The sequence below is a fragment of the Wolbachia endosymbiont of Dipetalonema caudispina genome (assembly GCF_013365495.1).
Lineage (GTDB): Bacteria > Pseudomonadota > Alphaproteobacteria > Rickettsiales > Anaplasmataceae > Wolbachia.
Map to the genome: position 1 here is coordinate 77,217 of NZ_CP046580.1, position 19,600 is coordinate 96,816.

General features: G+C 27.5%; 13 protein-coding genes and 1 tRNA gene. 13 read left to right on the forward strand and 1 reads right to left on the reverse strand.

From position 1 onward, the window contains the following. Nucleotides 1-403: 403 nt before the first annotated feature. The 13 genes from GOY14_RS00295 to thyX all read left to right on the forward strand — a co-directional run bounded on the left by GOY14_RS00295 (nucleotide 404) and on the right by thyX (nucleotide 18,477). The gene (locus GOY14_RS00295) at nucleotides 404-1,954 is read left to right on the forward strand and encodes a proton-conducting transporter transmembrane domain-containing protein (protein WP_175809218.1); all 1,551 of its coding nucleotides are present in this window, start codon (nucleotides 404-406) and stop codon (nucleotides 1,952-1,954) included. After that, the gene (gene ffh, locus GOY14_RS00300) at nucleotides 1,939-3,282 is read left to right on the forward strand and encodes a signal recognition particle protein (protein ID WP_175809220.1); all 1,344 of its coding nucleotides are present in this window, start codon (nucleotides 1,939-1,941) and stop codon (nucleotides 3,280-3,282) included. The genes GOY14_RS00295 and ffh overlap by 16 nt, the downstream gene beginning before the upstream one ends. 1,080 nt (nucleotides 3,283-4,362) lie before the next feature. Next, nucleotides 4,363-5,055, forward strand: a complete 693-nt coding sequence (gene elbB, locus GOY14_RS00305) for an isoprenoid biosynthesis glyoxalase ElbB (RefSeq protein ID WP_175809222.1) — start codon at nucleotides 4,363-4,365, stop codon at nucleotides 5,053-5,055. 113 nt (nucleotides 5,056-5,168) lie between these two features. Then, nucleotides 5,169-5,516, forward strand: coding sequence for a hypothetical protein (locus tag GOY14_RS00310; RefSeq protein ID WP_175809224.1), 348 nt, complete (start codon nucleotides 5,169-5,171; stop codon nucleotides 5,514-5,516). 900 nt (nucleotides 5,517-6,416) lie between these two features. Then, nucleotides 6,417-7,601 (forward strand): aspartate aminotransferase family protein, encoded by a 1,185-nt coding sequence (locus GOY14_RS00315; protein WP_175809225.1) that lies wholly within the window; start codon nucleotides 6,417-6,419, stop codon nucleotides 7,599-7,601. Between the two features lie 1,622 nt (nucleotides 7,602-9,223). Then, nucleotides 9,224-9,850 carry a UbiX family flavin prenyltransferase gene (locus GOY14_RS00320; protein ID WP_175809227.1) on the forward strand — a complete coding sequence of 209 codons (627 nt, stop codon included), beginning with the start codon at nucleotides 9,224-9,226 and terminating at the stop codon, nucleotides 9,848-9,850. 3 nt (nucleotides 9,851-9,853) lie between these two features. Continuing rightward, a complete protein-coding gene (folD, locus tag GOY14_RS00325; RefSeq protein WP_175809229.1) occupies nucleotides 9,854-10,777 on the forward strand; it encodes a bifunctional methylenetetrahydrofolate dehydrogenase/methenyltetrahydrofolate cyclohydrolase FolD in 924 nt (307 codons plus the stop codon). An 862-nt stretch (nucleotides 10,778-11,639) separates the two neighbouring features. Beyond that, nucleotides 11,640-13,223, forward strand: a complete 1,584-nt coding sequence (locus tag GOY14_RS00330; RefSeq protein ID WP_175809231.1) for a penicillin-binding transpeptidase domain-containing protein — start codon at nucleotides 11,640-11,642, stop codon at nucleotides 13,221-13,223. A gap of 102 nt (nucleotides 13,224-13,325) precedes the next feature. After that, on the forward strand, nucleotides 13,326-14,516 hold the full coding sequence (locus GOY14_RS00335; RefSeq protein WP_175809232.1) for a hypothetical protein: 1,191 nt from the start codon (nucleotides 13,326-13,328) through the stop codon (nucleotides 14,514-14,516). Between the two features lie 96 nt (nucleotides 14,517-14,612). Beyond that, nucleotides 14,613-15,887, forward strand: a complete 1,275-nt coding sequence (proS, locus tag GOY14_RS00340; RefSeq protein ID WP_175809234.1) for a proline--tRNA ligase — start codon at nucleotides 14,613-14,615, stop codon at nucleotides 15,885-15,887. A 2-nt stretch (nucleotides 15,888-15,889) separates the two neighbouring features. After that, complete coding sequence (locus GOY14_RS00345) at nucleotides 15,890-16,267, forward strand: holo-[acyl-carrier-protein] synthase (RefSeq protein WP_175809236.1); 378 nt, start codon at nucleotides 15,890-15,892, stop codon at nucleotides 16,265-16,267. Nucleotides 16,268-16,322: 55 nt separating this feature from the next. Continuing rightward, nucleotides 16,323-17,603, forward strand: a complete 1,281-nt coding sequence (murA, locus tag GOY14_RS00350; RefSeq protein WP_175809238.1) for a UDP-N-acetylglucosamine 1-carboxyvinyltransferase — start codon at nucleotides 16,323-16,325, stop codon at nucleotides 17,601-17,603. A 13-nt stretch (nucleotides 17,604-17,616) separates the two neighbouring features. Beyond that, nucleotides 17,617-18,477, forward strand: coding sequence for an FAD-dependent thymidylate synthase (gene thyX, locus GOY14_RS00355; protein WP_175809240.1), 861 nt, complete (start codon nucleotides 17,617-17,619; stop codon nucleotides 18,475-18,477). 975 nt (nucleotides 18,478-19,452) lie between these two features. On the opposite strand, the gene GOY14_RS00360 is transcribed toward thyX, so the two are convergent. Beyond that, nucleotides 19,453-19,524, reverse strand: a tRNA-Val gene (locus GOY14_RS00360). Nucleotides 19,525-19,600: the final 76 nt, after the last annotated feature.

Genomic DNA, 19,600 nt, shown 5'->3' on the forward strand with positions numbered 1-19,600 from the left:
GTGTTTATATTGTTTCAGTACTTTTTATATATTATAGTATATACTATTATTAATGTCTTGTGTCATTATTTATATTTTGAATAAGTAATGTTAAATTTGAGAAATGTTATATACTTTTTATAATAAAATTATCATGATAATTTTATTATAAAAAGTATATAATTTATTTATACCTATATATAAACTTAAGATAAATTATATAGTATATCATATAGTGAATATATTAAGTGAACCTACTTATTGTTAAAGCTCTTGGTTAGATTGAATTGAATCTAATGATTTTCTTATAACCTAAGTATAATTCAGGGAGGTGATTTATAATTAATGCTTAAAAAGAAATGGTGTAAAAGTTGATTTTATATCTATTTATTAAGTATAATGAACTGTATTGATTTGAGTTATTGTGCAGTTCTATAAATTTTTACTGTTACTTTTATTAATTATATTGATAATTATAGTATCAATACTGCCTGAAGAGTTAGGTACAATAGTAAGTTGGTCTTATCCAGTTTTAAGTTTTAATTTATCTTTACGTGTTATATTGGTAGTTTTTTTGTTCACTGCATTCCTAATTATTTTATCAGCAAAAATTTTGAGCTTTTCAGAAATGTTATTTCTTTTTATTTATACTGTTAGTTCATTGTGTGCGGTCTTATCTAAGAAAACAATATTGCTTGTAATATTTTGTGAATTAATGGCTATTAGTGCGTCTTTTATTATTGCTAGTAGTCAAAATATTAACTCTGCAATAAGATATTCTTGTATACACTTTTTTGCTGGAATTATATTAATGGTAGGATTAGCAGCTCAAAACATTAATTTAATAAGCATAGGCTTGCTAATAAATTGTGCTTGTTTTCCTTTTTCATTTTGGGTTGTTGATGCATACCCTGCTGTATCATTACATAGTACTGCATATCTTTCTTTATTTACTACTAAAGTGTCTTTTTTAATTATGCTTTTACATGTTTATAGTATATCTGCTGAAATTCTAGTATTTTTAGGATCTATTACCGTAATTTATAGTATTATATTTGCTGCTCTTGAACAAAGTATCCGTAGATTTTTGTGCTACAATATTGTGGGACAAATGGGTTTGCTTATCTTTGCAAGGGGTTTACTTAACTTTTCAGAAAAAACCGTACCAGTTTTGCTACTGCACATAGTTTTCTCTCTTAGTTGTCAATCATTACTGTTTATGGTTGCTAATTCAATTAGCTCACAAACAAAAGTAATTAATTTTAGTAGAGTGAGCAAACTCATGTCAGCTGAAGGTATATATGCTTTAATTGCAGTGCTTACGATGGTTGGATTTCCTGGAACTGCTGGATTTATTAGTAAGTCATGTATTATAGCTGAAATTGAGATGAATAATCATAATTTAGAATTATATAAGAATTTATATAAATTTCTCAATTTATTACTTTATTTAAGTATAGGTTTCAAATTTCTTTATTACATGTTTATTGTTAAAGGTAAAAGTAGTAGATTTTTGGAAAAAAAGGATAGTCAAGTAATAATGGCTATTTTAGCACTTGTGTGCGTGGTTGCTGGTAATCCTTACTTACCTATTTATAATAAGTCTTTGATTTTTAGTTTTGTATATAGTATAAAAAATGTTTGGTCGCAGTTTATTTTACTATTGTTTACTACTTTACTGTTTATTCCTTTACGTAAATTCTTTTTACCAAGAATAAATTTTAAAATGGATGTAGATTGGACTTTTAGAGTTTTCGTACCTAATATTGCTTTATTGCTTGGTAAATTACTTTGTAAAGTAAGGAAAGTATTTGTTGGTGTATTACAAAACTTGAGTAATTTACTTATTGATTTATATTTCAGTAGTGCTATTAAACTTGGAAAAGCACTAAATTATAACTCAGTGAGTTTTGTTTCAGCTTCTTCTCTTTTTTTGATGGGTGTTTTACTAGTGCTATTATGTTTAAATCATTAACTGAAAGTTTAAATTTTATATTTGATAAAATTAAGGGGAAGTCAATCATTTCTGAGGGCGATTTTGACCTTGCTATGCGTGAAATACGCATTGCTCTTATTGAGGCTGACGTTTCTCTTGAAGTTATAAAAAAATTTATTAATGGTGTTAAAAATAAAGTAATAGGGGAGCAGATTATAAAAAGTGTTTCTCCAACACAAATGATAATTAAAATTGTGCAGGACAATTTAGTTGAGATTCTTGGATCAGAGAGAAGTGAGTTAAATTTAACAGTTAAACCTCCTGCTATAATTATGATGGTAGGTTTGCAAGGTGTAGGTAAGACAACTGCTTCAGGAAAACTTGCTTTAAAGTTAAAAAAGCAAAAGAAAAAAGTGATACTTGCATCTTTAGATATTTATAGACCTGCTGCTCAGAAGCAGCTTGCAGTGCTTGGAAAACAAATAGAGGTGCAAACTTTACCTATAGTGTCGTGTGAAGAGCCTATTGCAATTACAAAAAGAGCACTGGCGGTAGCGAAAAGTGATGATTATGATATATTGATACTAGATACTGCAGGTAGACTTCATATCGACAACAATATGATGAATGAGCTAAGAGCTATAAAAGAAATAACTTCTGCAAGTGAAGTGATTTTAGTAGTTGATGCAATGGTTGGTCAAGATGCAGTAAATATTGCCAAGTCATTCAGTGAAATAATAGGTGTAACTGGTATTATTCTTACTCGTGTTGATGGTGATACACGAGGCGGTGCTGCTCTTTCTATGAAAATGGCAACTGATTGTCCAATCAAGTTTATTACTTGTGGTGAAAAATTAAGTGACATTGATGATTTTTATCCAGATAGAATAGCAAAAAGAATACTTGATATGGGTGATGTTGTCTCATTGGTTGAAAAAGCTGCTGAGATAGTTGGTCAGGAAAAAATTGATAAACTACAAGAAAAGATAAAAAAAGGTAGATTTGACTTAAATGATTTGGTAGGAATGTTGAAAACCTTAAAAAAAATGGATGGTATTAGCAATATAATAAAATTTATTCCAAGCTCATTTACAAAAAAGCTAAGCAGTAGCATACCAGATGATAGTAAAGTGAAAAAATACATAGCTATCATAAATTCAATGACTGAAAAAGAAAAGCAAAATCCAGGTATTTTAAATGGCAAGAGAAGGCTCAGAATTGCCAAAGGCTCTGGAACAAGAGTACCAGATATCAATCTTCTGATTAAACAATATGATCAAATGAGTGCAGTGGTTAGTAAATTTGGTAAAGTTGATTATAGTAAACTTAAAGAATCTGATTTAGTAGACATTCTAAATAGGAAGTAAAGAAGCTTTTTTTTAAAAAAAGGTTATATTAATGGTATGTAATAAGCTTATTAAAGCTTATGATTATTCTTATATCATAATTTTAAAAACTTTAATCATTTACTTAAGAAAGCTGATATATTAATTTTTTTTATTTGGTTTTGTAATGCTATAGTTTTGAGTTAAAATTTACTTTAGGCTTTCTGGAGATTTTCTATATTTAGTACGTATTAGGTGCTATTTTTCATGGTCTTTTATATTTTTTTTTAAAGTTTAATAGTTTTGTTCTTTGTTAACTTATTTATCACCACTGTTGCTTTGTTTTTTTAATCTTCTATTTTATTATTCTTGCCACCTGACATTTTTTATTTATAGTAAAAATAATTCTCTTTAATAAGATTATGTAATGCTTGATATAATTTATAAAGACTGTTTTCTCTTGAATTTAAATTAAACTTTGGAAATTTTGTAGTTCTTAATAAAATATTTAATTTCTTTTCTCGTATTAATTACTTTTTTATGCTTTATTTTTGTTTATTCTCAATGTCATTTAGCTACTATGCTATGATTCTGCCTAGAAAGTATTTTCCCTTATTTAATTACAACATAATTATTTTTTATATTGATTATTGTGGTAAATTTTTTATATTTGTCAGTGTTATAAATACTGTTTCAGTTTATAGTTTTGAGTTGATTATCTGAATTGCTTTTCATTATGTAATTTTTATCTACTTATTTAGGTAGTCTTTTCTTTAAATTTTTACATCCTCTTAAAGAATTGTTTGAGTTTTATATAAGTTTATGAATTAATTTTATTTTTTGTTTTGGTAAAGCTTTTAGAATGTGTTATTATTTAATAGCTTGTAGTTGTTTTTTAAGATTGTTATTATTTCTAATAAAATAGATAAACTTTTTAAGTAAGATGGTAATTATTGCTAGTATTTATTGTGTTATTTTATGTTATATTTAGTTTTGTTAATTTAAAATATATTCATTTAATAATAATTATTAATTATAATATAATTAATATAGAATAATTACCTCTTCTCAAATATAGAATTTGTATTACAATACCTAAATTATATGAAAATAAGGTATTTTATGGGTGAGAAAAAATTAAGAGCTATTGTGGTTTTATCAGGGTGTGGTTATCTTGATGGTACTGAGGTAAGAGAGGGGGTCTTAAGTTTACTAGCTTTAGATCAGCAAGAGGTTAAAGTTCAATGTTTTGCACCAGATATAGGTATTACACAAGTTATAGACCATAAAACAAAGGAGGCAACGCAAGAAAAAAGAGATGTACTTGTAGAAGCGGCAAGAATTGCAAGAGGTGAGGTATATGATCTTAAAGAAGCAAAAGCTGAAGATTTTGATATGTTAGTTATACCTGGTGGATATGGGATTATAAAAAATTTGTCTGATTTAGCTGAAAAGAGAGATATAGTCACAGTACTACCTGAATTTGAAAGATTAGTTTCTGAATTTTTTATAGCAAGAAAACCAATAGGGGCAATATGTATATCTCCAGCAATAGTTACTTTGATTTTGAGTAGTAGGATTAATAAAGAAAAGAATAGGATTAAAGTAACAATAGGAGATGATAAAGAAAAATTGATAGAAAAGCTTGGTGGTGAGCATATTAAGTGTGATACAAAGTTGTCAATAGAAGATGAGGAACATAATATATTTTCTTGTTCTGCTTATATACGTAGTGATGAAAGTATATACTCTGTATATCAAGGAATAAAACATATGATTGATAGTATGGTAAAGAAGATTAATAGGAAGAGTTAGGTAGCTATTTAGGCTATTATATAACTAATTATTGAATTTTGTGTTTAGAAATATATTATAGTTGATGTGCAATATGCATAATTTTTATAATAGTAAACGTTAAGGTATTCTATATGTCAGATGATTTATGGGGTTTTCTTGTAGAAGTGCCTAGTGAAGGTTATATGATTGAAAGCTTATACTGTACAACTAGTGAGTGTAGTTATTATACGGGAAACATTGATCCAAATAATATTTGGGAGTTTAATTTGATGTCTCTAGATGGAAAGGTGGTAAAAAAAGTTGGAGTTGATATAGTTGACTTTTTTGAACCAAGGGTTCGTTTTAATATAGATGAAAATGGTAAAAAAATTAATCTAGATATTGCTCCTGAAAATTGTAAGGTTACAGAAGATGGATTTCTTTGTATCAATAAGAATAAACAAGATTATAAACTTAAATTCTTAATAAAGAAAATATAATTTTATTTCAGTATGATCATCCTTTTTTAGATCTTATTTAATAGTAATAGTATGATATATTTAATCAAATTAAAGTATATACTTCTTAAGTGTAATCTTTTGTCTATATTTATTTCTTATTATTTTTTTAATTTAGTTTTGCTTTTTGTTAGATATGTTTTTATGTTTGTTTTCTTTTGGTTCACTGTTACTATTACATGTTAAAATTTACTTTATATTTCTGGTTCTGTACAGTGTGTTTTTTAATCTGTCTTTGTTAAATATTTTAAATTCATCTTTAAAGTTTGATTTTTCATTAAGCATTATTTTATTAAAGTATTTGTGCTTGTCTATTTGAAGTTATTATGGATTTTTTTTTGATATTTCGTTCTTAAAGAAAAAGGATAAGCTAATTTTATTTTAAAGTATTTACTTATTTATTAAAACTGGATTTACAGTGTTTTTTATACTAATGTTGTGTGATTAAATATGTTTGGTACAGTGTTTTGGAAATTTTACCTTTATAGGGATTTTAAATTTGATGTATTATTTAATAATAGTTGTTTTAATGGATGTGTTTTTATTATATAAATTTTATGACTTAAGAAGTTTAATTACTTCTATAGAGCAGTTTTGATTATTTATTTTAATATTAAACACCATCTAAAGTTTATTTCAATAGTTTTATTTTTTTAAATAACAAGTAAGTTATATTGAAAGATTAAAGATAAGTGAGAGGAATATTGGTTATGGCTCCTTATTATATATTTTTTATATTTACAGCAATATTTTTTTACTTTAAACAAAATATCTTTTCTATGAATATAACTAGGATATAGCTGAATTATAAATATTAATTATTGTTGGTAATAATATTTAAATATAATTATTAAAGTTATAGATAATGTTATTCGTGGTAAAATGAACTACATTGTTAATGTATATAATAGATTTGATATACCTATAGTAAAAGGAAAAGGAGTATATCTTTTTGATAAAGATGGTAAAAAATATTTAGATTTTGCTGCGGGTATTTCTACAACTTCTTTAGGGCACTGTCATCCATATGTTATAAATAAATTAAGGGAGCAACTAGATTTGTTGTGGCATTGCTCTAATATTGTTACTATCCCACAACAAGAAAGGCTTGCTGAGCGTTTAATATCACTGACTTTTGCAGATAGAGTTTTTTTTTGTTCAAGTGGAGTTGAGGCAACAGAGGCTATGATTAAATTTATTCGTCGTTATTTTTATTCAAAAGGTCAGAAAAAGCGTTACCGTATAATTTCAATTGAGGGAGGATTTCATGGACGCAGTATTGCTGCAATTTCTGCTGGAGGAGGAAGAAATAAAAGATTATACGAAGGCTTTGCTCCACTTCTTTCTGGTTTCGATAAAGTGCCAAGAAATAACATTAAAGCACTAGAAGAAAAGATTACTAGTGAAACAGCTGCTATATTTTTAGAACCTATACAGAGCGAAGGAGGAGTATATATACTAGATGCAAAGTATCTTCAAAGAGTAAGGGAAATAACAAAAGATCAAGGAATAATTTTATGCTTTGACGAAGTGCAATGTGGATATGGACGTATAGGTTCATTATTTCATTATCAAAATATAAAAATTGAGCCTGACATATTAACTTGTGCGAAGGCTATGGGAAACGGATTTCCTGTAGCTGCATGTTTAGTAAAAGATTACATAGCAGAAGCAATGATTCCAGGAACTCATGGATCAACTTATGGTGGTAATCCTCTTGCCATGACTGTTGGCAATGCAGTACTTGATATAATGCTGAAGAGAAACTTTTTTAATCATGTTAACGAAATTAGTAAATATTTAAAAGCAAAATTATTGCCTTTGGCTAATGAATTTCCAAAAATAATCTCAGAAATTCGTGGAGAAGGTTTATTGATAGGAATAGAGCTTAAAGTGCCTTTTGCTGATAAGATTGTTAGTCGATCTCTTGCTAAAGGTTTAATAATGACTAAAGTTTTAAATAATAGGGTGATAAGAATAACTCCTCCACTTATTATTGAAAATAAACATGTGGATATAGCATGTAATATACTTTATAGTTTATTTTTTGAGGCTCAAAGCATGTAAATGCTAAAGTATATAAAAATTAACATACAGGATTCAAGCTCGATAAATGTTTCTTATTAAATATAAATTAACTCTATTTTTATCATAGTTATATTGTTTTTAATGTATAATTATCTTTTTCAAAGTATTATAAAAGTTTGTATTTACTGATTCTATCGTTCTGATTTTAGAGTAAAGATAAGGTTACTTCAATAAATCATTCTTGAATTGATAAATTAAAGCTGGGGGATAGCACAAAAGCAAAGCTAAAATCATTGCTTATGTTAAGTAAAAAGAATTGACAATAGGTATAATATTATTGGTTAATACGATGATTAATATACATGTTATGTTTTTATTTATAGTGATAGAATTTTTTAAGCATTTTGGGTAAAAATAAAGATGTTGGTGATAGTTATAATGACTTTTGTATTGTTGTCTGTGAGGTATTATCAGAAATTTGTTTTATGTTTTGTAAATTTTGAATAATGTTATATTATTTTTTGCTTATTTTATACTTTTTTATCAATATTTTTTCTTCATTAATATTAAGGTATTAAGTTTGTTGTTGATTTTATTTTTAAATGAGATTAGAATCAATGATAGGGAAGTAGAAGTAATATTTGAAGTAGATGTAATGGTGTAGTATGTTTTTTTCTTATTAAGAGAACCATATTACAATAGAATTTAGATATGCTAAGTCAGATATTCGATTTAGTCGAGATAAAAATATTAATGTTGTGACTCACAGAGGAACCTATTTTCTTTTTAACATAGATTAAAATAAAGAGAAATTAATAAAAGAAATTTTTACTATTAATTGCCATGGGTGGGCTTTGCGAAAGAACAGAAAATATTATATCTCGTAAGAAATCTAATAAGATATTTATTTGAAAAGATAATAGAAAAAAATTAAGTTGCTTAAATTGTGTGTAAGTCTTATGTTTTTTTATTAAAAAAGCAATACTTGCTATACGCTGCATTATTTTCGTAAAATAGAAAATATTTTTGCGTTCATTATTAAATGAATTGATGTATAGGGAATTGTAGTTTTTTAAGATGATATTCTAAAGGAATAGTTAAAAAAATTTATGGTGTATTTTCTCACAGGGAATTTTATAAAAAAATATTTATATATGTATCACATGAAAAGTTTGATATTGTGATGTTATGATAATTACACGTAGCCTTTCAGAAGAAAATGACCTTTTTTTCTCTTTTTGGTAGGATATATTTATTAAAATGAGATAGAATATAATTTTTAATTTAAGGTAAGAATTTTTTACGTATTGTAAAATTTTAATATTAAAAAAAAATAAAAATGCTATTACTGTTATTGAAGTGCAGGTAAAAATTGATAATACTGTAACAGTGGTCAGTAGTTAGAGTTTATAAAAGTTATGGTAAGAATAATAGTGTAAATTGAAAGAGATACGTAGAAAAGAATGAAAGTTTGAATAAGAAAAGGAAAAAAAATATGCAAATTGCATTTATGACATGTCTAGAAATTTTAGATAATGTTGAATACAGAAGTATGAAACAAGTATTAGAGATTAAGAAAGATGTTTAAAAAAAAGAATAAAAGAAATATTGCTCGATACTATAAATATGTATAGAAATAAGGGTTTGTTAAAAAAAACTAAGTGAATAATAGAATTGTAATTGGAATAAGTGGAGCATCTGGTTCTATTTATGGTATACGTCTCTTAGAGATATTAAAAGAAGTTAATAGGTCTATTGAACTTGCCACGATAGATCCTAATACTCTACGTTGGAATGATACTAAGATAGATTATGAAACTCATTTGGTAATAAGTCGTGCTGGAAAAATAACTATAGCTTATGAAGTTACAGAGAAACTTGAAGATATTATATCACTTGCAGATTTTTACTATTCTGAAGAGAGAATAGGAGAAAAGATAGCAAGTAGCTCGTTTCAAACTTTAGGAATGATTATTGCTCCGTGTTCTATAAAAACAATGTCTGAGATTGCATCAGGTGTAACTTCTAATCTATTAACAAGAGCTGCGGATGTAACATTAAAAGAAAGAAGAAAATTAATTCTTATGGTGCGAGAATCACCATTGCATCTTGGTCATTTACAGAGTATGTTAAGACTAACGAAAATGGGAGCAATTATTGCTCCCCCAGTGCCAGCTTTTTATATTAAGCCAAAATCTTTAGAAAATATTATCAACCACTCTATTGCTAAGGTATTGAGTTTATTTGATATTAAATTACCTCTTCTCAAGGAATGGCAAGGGGTATGACAAATGGCGATTATTATTGACGGTAAAAAAATAGCAAGTAATCTGCATGAGGAATTGTTGCAAAAAATTAATCTTTTAAAAAGAAAATATAATATTTTTCCTAGCCTTAAAGTAATTCTTGTAGGGCATAATCCGGCTAGTAGGATATATGTTCATAATAAACAAAAAAAAGCAGAATCAATAGGTATAGATTCTGAAACTATTGTTTTACCTGATAATATCTCAGAAGATAAATTAATTGCAAAAATTAATGAATTCAATATAGATCCATCTGTTCATGGCATTTTAGTGCAGTTACCTTTACCAAATCATATTAATGCAAGTAAAATAATTAATATAATAAATGTTGAAAAAGACGTAGATGGTTTTCATGATGAAAATGTAGGTAAATTAGTTAAAGGAGAAAGAAATTGTCTCATACCTTGCACTCCTAAAGGTTCTTTATATTTGATTAAATCAATTGAAGAAAATCTTTGTAGTAAAAATGCAGTTGTGATTGGAAGATCAAATATTGTAGGTAAGCCAATGTTTCACTTATTATTGCAAGAAGACTGTACTGTTACTATCTTGCATTCGCAGAGTAGAAATTTAGCTGAGTATTGCTCTAAAGCAGATATAGTAGTTGTGGCAGTTGGAAAACCAAACTTCATTAAGAAAGGTTGGATAAAAAAAAATTCAATAGTAATTGATATTGGTATAAATAGTATAAATATAGGTGAACGAGCAAAACTCATAGGCGACGTTGATTTTGATGGAATAAAAGAAAAAGCTAAAGCTATTACTCCAGTGCCAGGAGGTGTTGGCCCAATGACTATTACATTTTTAATGGTAAATACTGTTATTGCTGCCTGTTTGCAAAAAGGAATTAATATTTCCGATTTAATGCAGAATTTTATAGTTGTGATAGTGATATGGTTATCTAGATGAAGGACACTGAATAGCAAAGTTTAAGATATAAAAATTGCTAAGTAGTATAGAAACTATTCGTATCTATATTTGATGATAAATCGGTCGTTTAGATTAAATAGGTAATATCATGCTTTAAAGATCATTAAAGAAAATAATATTTATTCATTCTGAATGAGAATACATAAGGATATTTTAAAGTAATAGAAAGAAATTACAAAGTAAATTATAAGTTAGGTATTGATTTTTGTTATATACTAAATTAATGTTATCCGAGGGGGGAGCTTTAAGTTGAAAAAGATAAAAGTAAAAGAAATTAATAGAATAAAATATAAAATATTTTCATTTTAATAAAAAAGAAGTAATAAAGATTGGGTTAATATCTATTCAGACATTGCATTTTTATATTAATTTATAGTTTAGTACATTTCTAATATAAGTAACTCTTAATATAATATTTAATAAGCTTATTCATTAAAAACAGTAGAAAGAATTCTATAGTAAATAGTTTTTATTTCTACCTTAATATTACTTTTTTTTTAAATTTTAACTTTGTTTTAACTTACAAAATAAAATTTATGAATGTATAAGGAATCAACACATATAATATAGAAGTTAATTAAAAAGTAAAATATATAATATTTATATTATTTGATATTTTAAATTAGAGATAACTAAATTTTATAATCCTTCTTTAAGAAGATTACTGGTTTGTAGGTAATTTTACATTTTTTATAATCGCTTCCTGATTATACTATGTATTTTAATGACGTTTTTTATTTAATTGATATAATATTATGTATTACCTTTGCTATTTTAATAGTTATTACAGAAGCTTTTCTGTCTTGTATATGTATTATAAAACCATCTTTTAAAGATGTATATGCAGACAAAAAATAAAATCTTTAACCGTAGAGCATTTATATTAGGTGGTATTCAACTTACTATTTCTATAATTTTTAGTTGTAGATTATATAATTTACAAATATGGAATAGACAAAAATATGAAGCATTATCTGAGAATAATAGGATACGAATCACTACTATCACACCTAGGCGTGGAAGAATTTTAGATAGGAATGGCATCGAACTTGCATTAAATGAAATTTCTTACGTTGTTTCATTCAATGGAGAAAAAACTTCTAGTAAAGAAATTGATTTGCAAATGCTATCAAAAATTGAGTCTGAGATAGGAGAGTTATCGAGAATAAGAATAACCGCTCTTTATAAACGTTACTACCCATTTGGTTCAATATGTTCTCATACATTGGGGTATACAAAAAAACAGCAAAATATGATGAGTGAAATAGGAGTAAGTGGTATTGAATATATATATGATAATATGTTAAAAGGCAAGCCAGGAAAGGCTGAACATGAAGTTAATTCTAAAAAACATATTATAAGAGAATTATTAATTATACCACAACAAGACGGTCAAGATGTACAATTGACAATTGATATTAATTTACAAAAGAAAATTGCAGAGATATTTAAGGATCACAAGGGTTCTGTAGTTGTAATTGATGTAAATAATGGAGAGATTTTAGCATTATATAATTCACCTTCTTATGATAATAATCTTTTTGCTGGTAGATTATCAAATAAGACTTTAGAAAGTTTAAATACTGCTTCGTTACCACTTATAAATCGTGCATTATCATACCAAATTCCACCTGGTTCAATATTTAAAATAATAGTTGCACTTGCAGGTTTAAAAGACGGGATAATTACCCCGGAAGAAAAATTTTCATGTAAAGGCTATATGAAAATAGGAGAGAGGAAATTTCGTTGCTTTCAGAGTAGAGTTCATGGATATGTTTCTTTAAATGAGGCAATGGTTCTCTCATGCAATACTTACTTTTATAATGTAGGAAAAAAAATAAGTGTAGATTCTTTAGTAGAAATGGCTAAAGAATTTGGTATTGGTAGTGGTTCGCTAATGAAGATGTTTAAGGAGGAAGCTACAGGGTTATTGCCTGATAGAAATTGGCGTGAACAAAAATTATATTTAAAATGGTATTTAGGTGATACTATAAACTTAGTCATAGGACAAGGGTATTTGCTCACAACACCATTACAACTTACAGTTCTTGCAGCAAGGATTGCAACGGGTAAGAAGGTCATTCCTTACATTAAAATCAGTGAAACAATACAAGATTTTTCTGACATTGATATAAATTATCAACATCTTAATATAGTTAGAAAAGCTATGTTTGACGTGGTAAATTCTAAAACTGGGGTCTATAAAAAAGATCGTATATTTATAAATGATATACGTATCGCTGGCAAAACTGGTACGCCAGAAATAAATTCTAAGGGTGAAAGTCACAAATTATTTATTGGTTACGGACCTTATCATAACCCACGCTATGCGATTTCTGTATTTATAGAACATGGAAAAACTCCACGCCAAGATATTATTATAGCTAATAGGGTACTACAATATATGTTTAAAAATCACTCTTAATTATAAACACTAAGTTATCATAAATTATTGACAACATTTATAACCTTACTATTATTAGTATTCTTGATAGTTAAGAAGAATGTATAAATAATATTTACTGTTATGTTACCAAAAGGTAGTTTAAATAATTGGAGGCTTATTAAAACTAAGATAATTATATTTCAACCTTTAATTATTATTTTAGCATCGTCTGTGTTAAGTTTTACAGCTGGTCAATATTTTCCTTATATTACTGCTGCAGCAATTTCTGGTTCTGGTATCACTACTACTGTAGCGCCTTTAATGATTTTTATTTCTTCTGTGGCTACTGTGCTAATTTTAATGACATATTTTACTAGACTTTGTATTTTAAAAATTGGTGATAAACAGGAAGTAAGTTTCAATGAAGAAGTACTTAATAAGGAACAGCGAATAGAAAAAGTAATAAAAAAATCAGTGCTTGACAATGGATCAATGGAAATAAGTTTTAATAAGACTATTGATAAACAAGATAATGAAACAGAGATAGAGATAAATGGTGATATCAATCTAGAAGATGAATTAAATACATGTGCTTCTACGCAACTTTCATTAATACCTGATAAATCTATCCCACAGGCTAACGCTGAAAGATTAGTACATAGTAGTAGTAGTGCTTTATTATCTTCTCTTGCTCCAAGCTCAAGTATGGTCTCTTTTCCAAAAAGAGTTAATAGTTCTTCTAATATATCTGAAGGTAAAGTTAGTGATGATGTTAATCAAAGAAATAGTAAAGATATTTTGCTTGAACAAATAAAAAAAGGGGTTAAGTTAAGAAATGCTAAAAATACAAATGTGCAGCAAAAACAATTTGGTACTACTAATCAAAATCAAGATATGGTTTTAATTCTTAATATTGCACTTGCACAGAGAAGAACAGCAATAAAATCTTCAGATAGTGAGAGTAATTGTTCTAGTTCTAATAGTAGTTCATATTGGAGTACAGATGAAGAACGAATCAAGAAAAAGAGATTAATAAAACATAAGGAAAAATCTGTATCTCAAGCTCTTTCACCAAGTAGTGAACAAAGGAATAACACTCTTAAAAGTGGTTATAGATCTGATGATGGTAGTAGTGAACTTACATCGTTATTACATTCTGCACCGACACAGGAGGTAAAAAAGCCATCCATATTACCAAAACCAGCTAATTTACAAGCGAGATCTAAAATTTTCTTTGTAAAGGAAGAGAATAATGCAGATCTAGTAGGTAGTAATATAAAAGATCCATCTGTTCTTTCTTTTAAGGAACGTATAAACCGATTCGGAAACTAGAAAAAAGAGAACAATATAATATATTTTTATTTTTAACAAGTTTACTTATGAATTTGATTATAATAAAATTATTTAATATAATAAGATTTATTAAGAGTGCGCTTATCTAAATATTATTTACCCACTTTGAAAGAAATTCCTACTAATGCTGAAATTATTTCTCACCAGTATTCATTACGTGCAGGTTTAATAAAACAAATAGCATCTGGCATTTATTCTTGGTTACCACTTGGCCTTTTAGTGCTTAAAAATATTGAAGGTATCATTAGAGAGGAAATGAATAAGTCAGGTGCTATTGAAGTGTTAATGCCTTATGTACAGCCAGCAAGCCTTTGGCAAGAGTCAGGACGTTATGATGATTATGGCAAAGAGATGCTACATATCAAAGATAGGTATGGGAGTGATATGCTTTTTGGTCCAACTCATGAAGAAGTAGCAACTGATTTAATTAGAGGTATGGTAAAGAGTTATAAGAATTTACCACTTTGTTTATATCAGATTCAATGGAAATTTCGTGATGAAATAAGACCACGTTATGGTGTTATGAGAGGTAGAGAATTTTTAATGAAGGATGCTTATAGTTTTGATGTGGATTATAAAAATGCGTTAAATTCATATAATTCAATGTATAAAACTTACATAAAAATTTTTAGGCGCATAGGATTTACTCCAATTGTAGTTAAAGCAGATACTGGTCTAATTGGAGGAAATCTAAGCCACGAATTTCATATATTAGCAAGTACAGGTGAGAGCACTTTATATTATGACAATAAATTTCTTGAACTACTGGAAAGCGAAGATATTGAAAATTTAAAGGAGATATATGCAGTTACGGATGATATGTACTATTCCAAAACTTGCCCTATACCAAAAGAAAAGTTAAATATTAGTAAGGGTATTGAGATAGGGCACATTTTTTATTTTGGAGATAGGTATTCAAAACCAATGAATGCAAAAATTACTGCCCAAAATGGAAAAAATGTTCATATGTGTATGGGTTCATATGGTATTGGAGTTTCAAGACTTGTTGGCGCAATAATAGAAGTGTTTCATGACGATAAAGGGATTATTTGGCCAGAAGTAGTAGCTCCTTTTAGGACTGGTTTAATTAATTTAGAAATAAAAAATAATAGATGTGTAGAAATTGCAAACAAAATATATAGAGCTTTAAAAAGTAATAAAGTACTTTATGATGATACGGAAGGAAGTTCAGGGGTAAAATTTTCTAGAATGGATCTAATAGGTTTGCCATGGCAGATAATTGTTGGAAAGAAAGCAATAAATAAAAATGTGGTTGAGATAAAAAATAGATCAACTAGACATATAGAAGAAATTCATCTTGAAGAGGTAATTAATCGCTTTAGTATATAATAATGGTATATGGCATCGGTATTGATATAGTATATATATCAAGAGTATTGAAAATGTTGCGAAAGTATGGGGAGAAGTTTCTCAATAAAGTCTATACTAAGCAAGAGATAGAGATAAGTAAAAAATATAACAGTCAACAAATACGAGCAAAATATTTTGCTAAACGCTTTGCAGCAAAAGAGGCCTTTATTAAGGCTCTAGGTAGCGGATTTAATCAAGGCATTATAATGAAAGATATAGAAGTATATAATGATATAAGGGGAAAACCATGTCTTTCTATCAACAAGAATTTTATCTTTAAAGGTTGTATATTGCATCTTTCTTTAAGTGATGATGGAGATTATGCTATTGCATTTGTTATAATTTGTGATTATAGCTAAATTTACCTTTGCCTAGTGATTCATTATACTTGTTCAGTAAATTTAATTTCTTTAAATGCATAAAATATTAATAAAGAGTAACCGAAAGCCTTTGATTGGGAAAATTAAGATTAATGGTTCAAAAAATGCTATTTTACCGGCAATGGCTGCAAGTTTATTAAGCAGTTCTTCAGTAACTTTGCATAATGTACCAGATCTTATTGATGTCCGTCTCATGTCTGAACTGCTAAAAAAGCTGGGAGCAAAGGTGAATTTTGTGTACAATAAAGATTACAGAGCAAATCATATTTTTGAAATCGATTGCAGTAGTGTTACTAATTATATAGTTTCATGTAAAACTGCAAGTAAATTACGAGCATCTTCTTTAATGCTGGGTCCGATTCTTAGTAGATTTGGTAAAATTGTAACAGTTTTTCCTGGTGGATGTAATATTGGAAAACGTCCAATTGATATGCATATTAAAGCATTAAAAGCAATGGGAGCTAAAGTTGAAATTAATGGCTACAATATACTTGTAACAGTAAAAGGAAAACTACAAGGAAAAGAGATTACATTTAAAAAAATAAGCGTTGGTGCAACAGAAAATATAATAATGGCAGCAACTCTTGCAGAAGGGGTAACGATAATAAATAATGCTGCAACAGAACCAGAAGTTTTGGATTTAATTAGATTTCTAAGAAAAATGGGGGCTGATATTAGAATTAGCAATAAAAAGGTTATAATAACGGGGGTTGAGACACTAAATGGATGTGTACATAAAATCATATCAGATCGTATAGAAGCCGGTACATATGCACTTGCCGCTGTAGTGACTGACGGTGAATTGACATTAGAGGGAATAAACTTGTTTGATATAAGATGTATTGTAAATGAGTTAAAAAATATAGGAGCTAAGGTAGAATTATTTGATCAAGGTGTTATTGTTTCTAGAAAAAATTGCTCTATTAAATCTATCAATGTTGTAACAGATTCATATCCTAACTTTCCCAGCGATATGCAACCACAACTTATGTCTGCATTATGCATTGCTGATGGAGTATCAGTTATTGAAGAAAATATTTTTGAAAATAGGTTTACACATACAAGTGAGTTAAAAAAATTAGGTGCTAATATAAACGTCAAGAAAAATAAAGCTACTGTAAATGGAATAAAGAGCTTATGCGGGAGGAGTGATCTATATGCTACTGACTTGAGGTCAACAGCAGCTTTAATACTTGCTTCATTAGTAGCTAGTGGAGAGACTACGATAAGTAATTCACGTCATTTATGGAGAGGATATGAAGTAATGCACGAAAAACTCAATTCATGTGGTGCTGATATCTGCATTTTATCTTAAAGGATAATATTTTATGAATGAAGAACGTTATTTAACTAAGCGAACTACAGTAAAAAAAATGGATGAAATTCTATATAAGAAATATAAGGTACTTGATCATGGATTTATTCGAGTAATAGATTATATGGGTTCTGATAGTGCTATACTACAAGCTGCTCGTGTTTCTTATGGAAAAGGAACAAAACAGATCAGTCAAGATGAAGCACTTATAAAGTATTTAATGAAGCACCATCATACAACTCCATTTGAAATGTGTGAAATTAAATTTCACGTGAAACTTCCGATTTTTATTGCAAGGCAATGGATAAGGCATAGAACTGCAAATGTGAATGAATATTCTGGAAGGTATTCAATACTAGATCATGAATTTTATATACCAAAACCAGAACAGATTGCAAAACAATCAAATAGAAATAAACAAGGCAGTGGTGAAGCGCTTGACTCAAATACCTCAAAAGAGATAATAAATTCTCTAATAAATGATTCTAATTTAGTATATTTTAATTATGAGAAGTTTATTAAACAAGGACTTGCAAGGGAAATTGCTCGAACTAATTTGACACTTAATTACTATACGCAGTTTTATTGGAAGGTAAATTTACACAATCTTTTTCGCTTTTTAAAGCTTAGGGTTGACAAACGTGCTCAATATGAAATAAGGGTTTACGCAAAAATTATATTGAATATAATAAAGGAATGGGTTCCGCTAGCTCATAGTGCTTTCATTGAATATTGCTTAGATTCAGTCTATATTCCAAGAACTGGCATAGAAATAATTCGTAAGCTAATTAAAGGAGAAAATGTCACTAGAGAAAAAAGTGGAATTAGTGAAAGAGAGTGGGAGGAGCTAATGTCTATACTTTATCAATCTTAAGTATTGCTTAACTTTTCTACTCATATTAACTTTATATTTATATTTTACATTATCATTATAATGGCTTATTTTTCTTATTAGAGTATCTGATTAAAAAATAACTTATAATTTAAAATTTTGGCTCTTACAAATAAATAATTACTTGCAAATAAGCTTTTAGAAAGAAGAGTATCACCTTTTCATTACATCAATTATAAATTTTGAGCATAAATATAGAAAGAATCACTATCATTAATGTGTCTCAAATGACATACTAACTACTTAAGCTTTAATAAAAACTTCTATCTTGATCTTAGTCTTGTGCATTGCTTCATATTTTTCTATTTTAATGGATTTTCATATTTATTTTATGACATAAATTAAGTTTTTTTTGCATTATCTATAACACTTTTACTATGATATTTACTTTTGTTGTTTATTCCATCTCTACTTTCTGTTTTTCTTAGATTTTATTTTCTATTGAAACTATTTTATCTGTAGGGTTTTACTATTGTTAATATCTTAATTGTTACTATTATATTATCTTTATAGTATTTAAAGTGAGGTAATTTTTACCTATTTCTATAATTTTTTTTCAATCTTTCATTCTTTTAATCTAATTTTTCCTATGCTTTTTCTCTTTTTTTAAATATTGCCTTTTTCAGTAATTTGATTTTGTACTGTAAGAAGATATATATCTGTATAGTTAAATTATTTTTTATTTACTTAGAAAATATTTAATATGTGATTAATGAGTAATAATTTACCTTTATCGTGGGATACTTTTTCTTGATATTTTATTGTTAAAGATTGGAATTATAAATTGTATGCCAAAAGATAAATTATAATTTATATCATTTTTATCAAGAAAAATATCTTTGTTAAGAACATAATATTGAGGGGAAAGAGATAAAAAATTACCTATTATTATTAAGTTTATAGTCTTATCTACCTAAATTACTACTTAAAACTTTATAGTTACTAAAGTAGTATTTATGGGCAATGACAGACTTGAACTATCGACCTCCTCGGTGTAAACGAGATGCTCTACCACTGAGCTAATTGCCCTTTTAATAGTATTAAGCAACATAAAATATTTTTTATTTTATAGCTCAATACTGTTAGTGTAAATAAAAAATAGAAT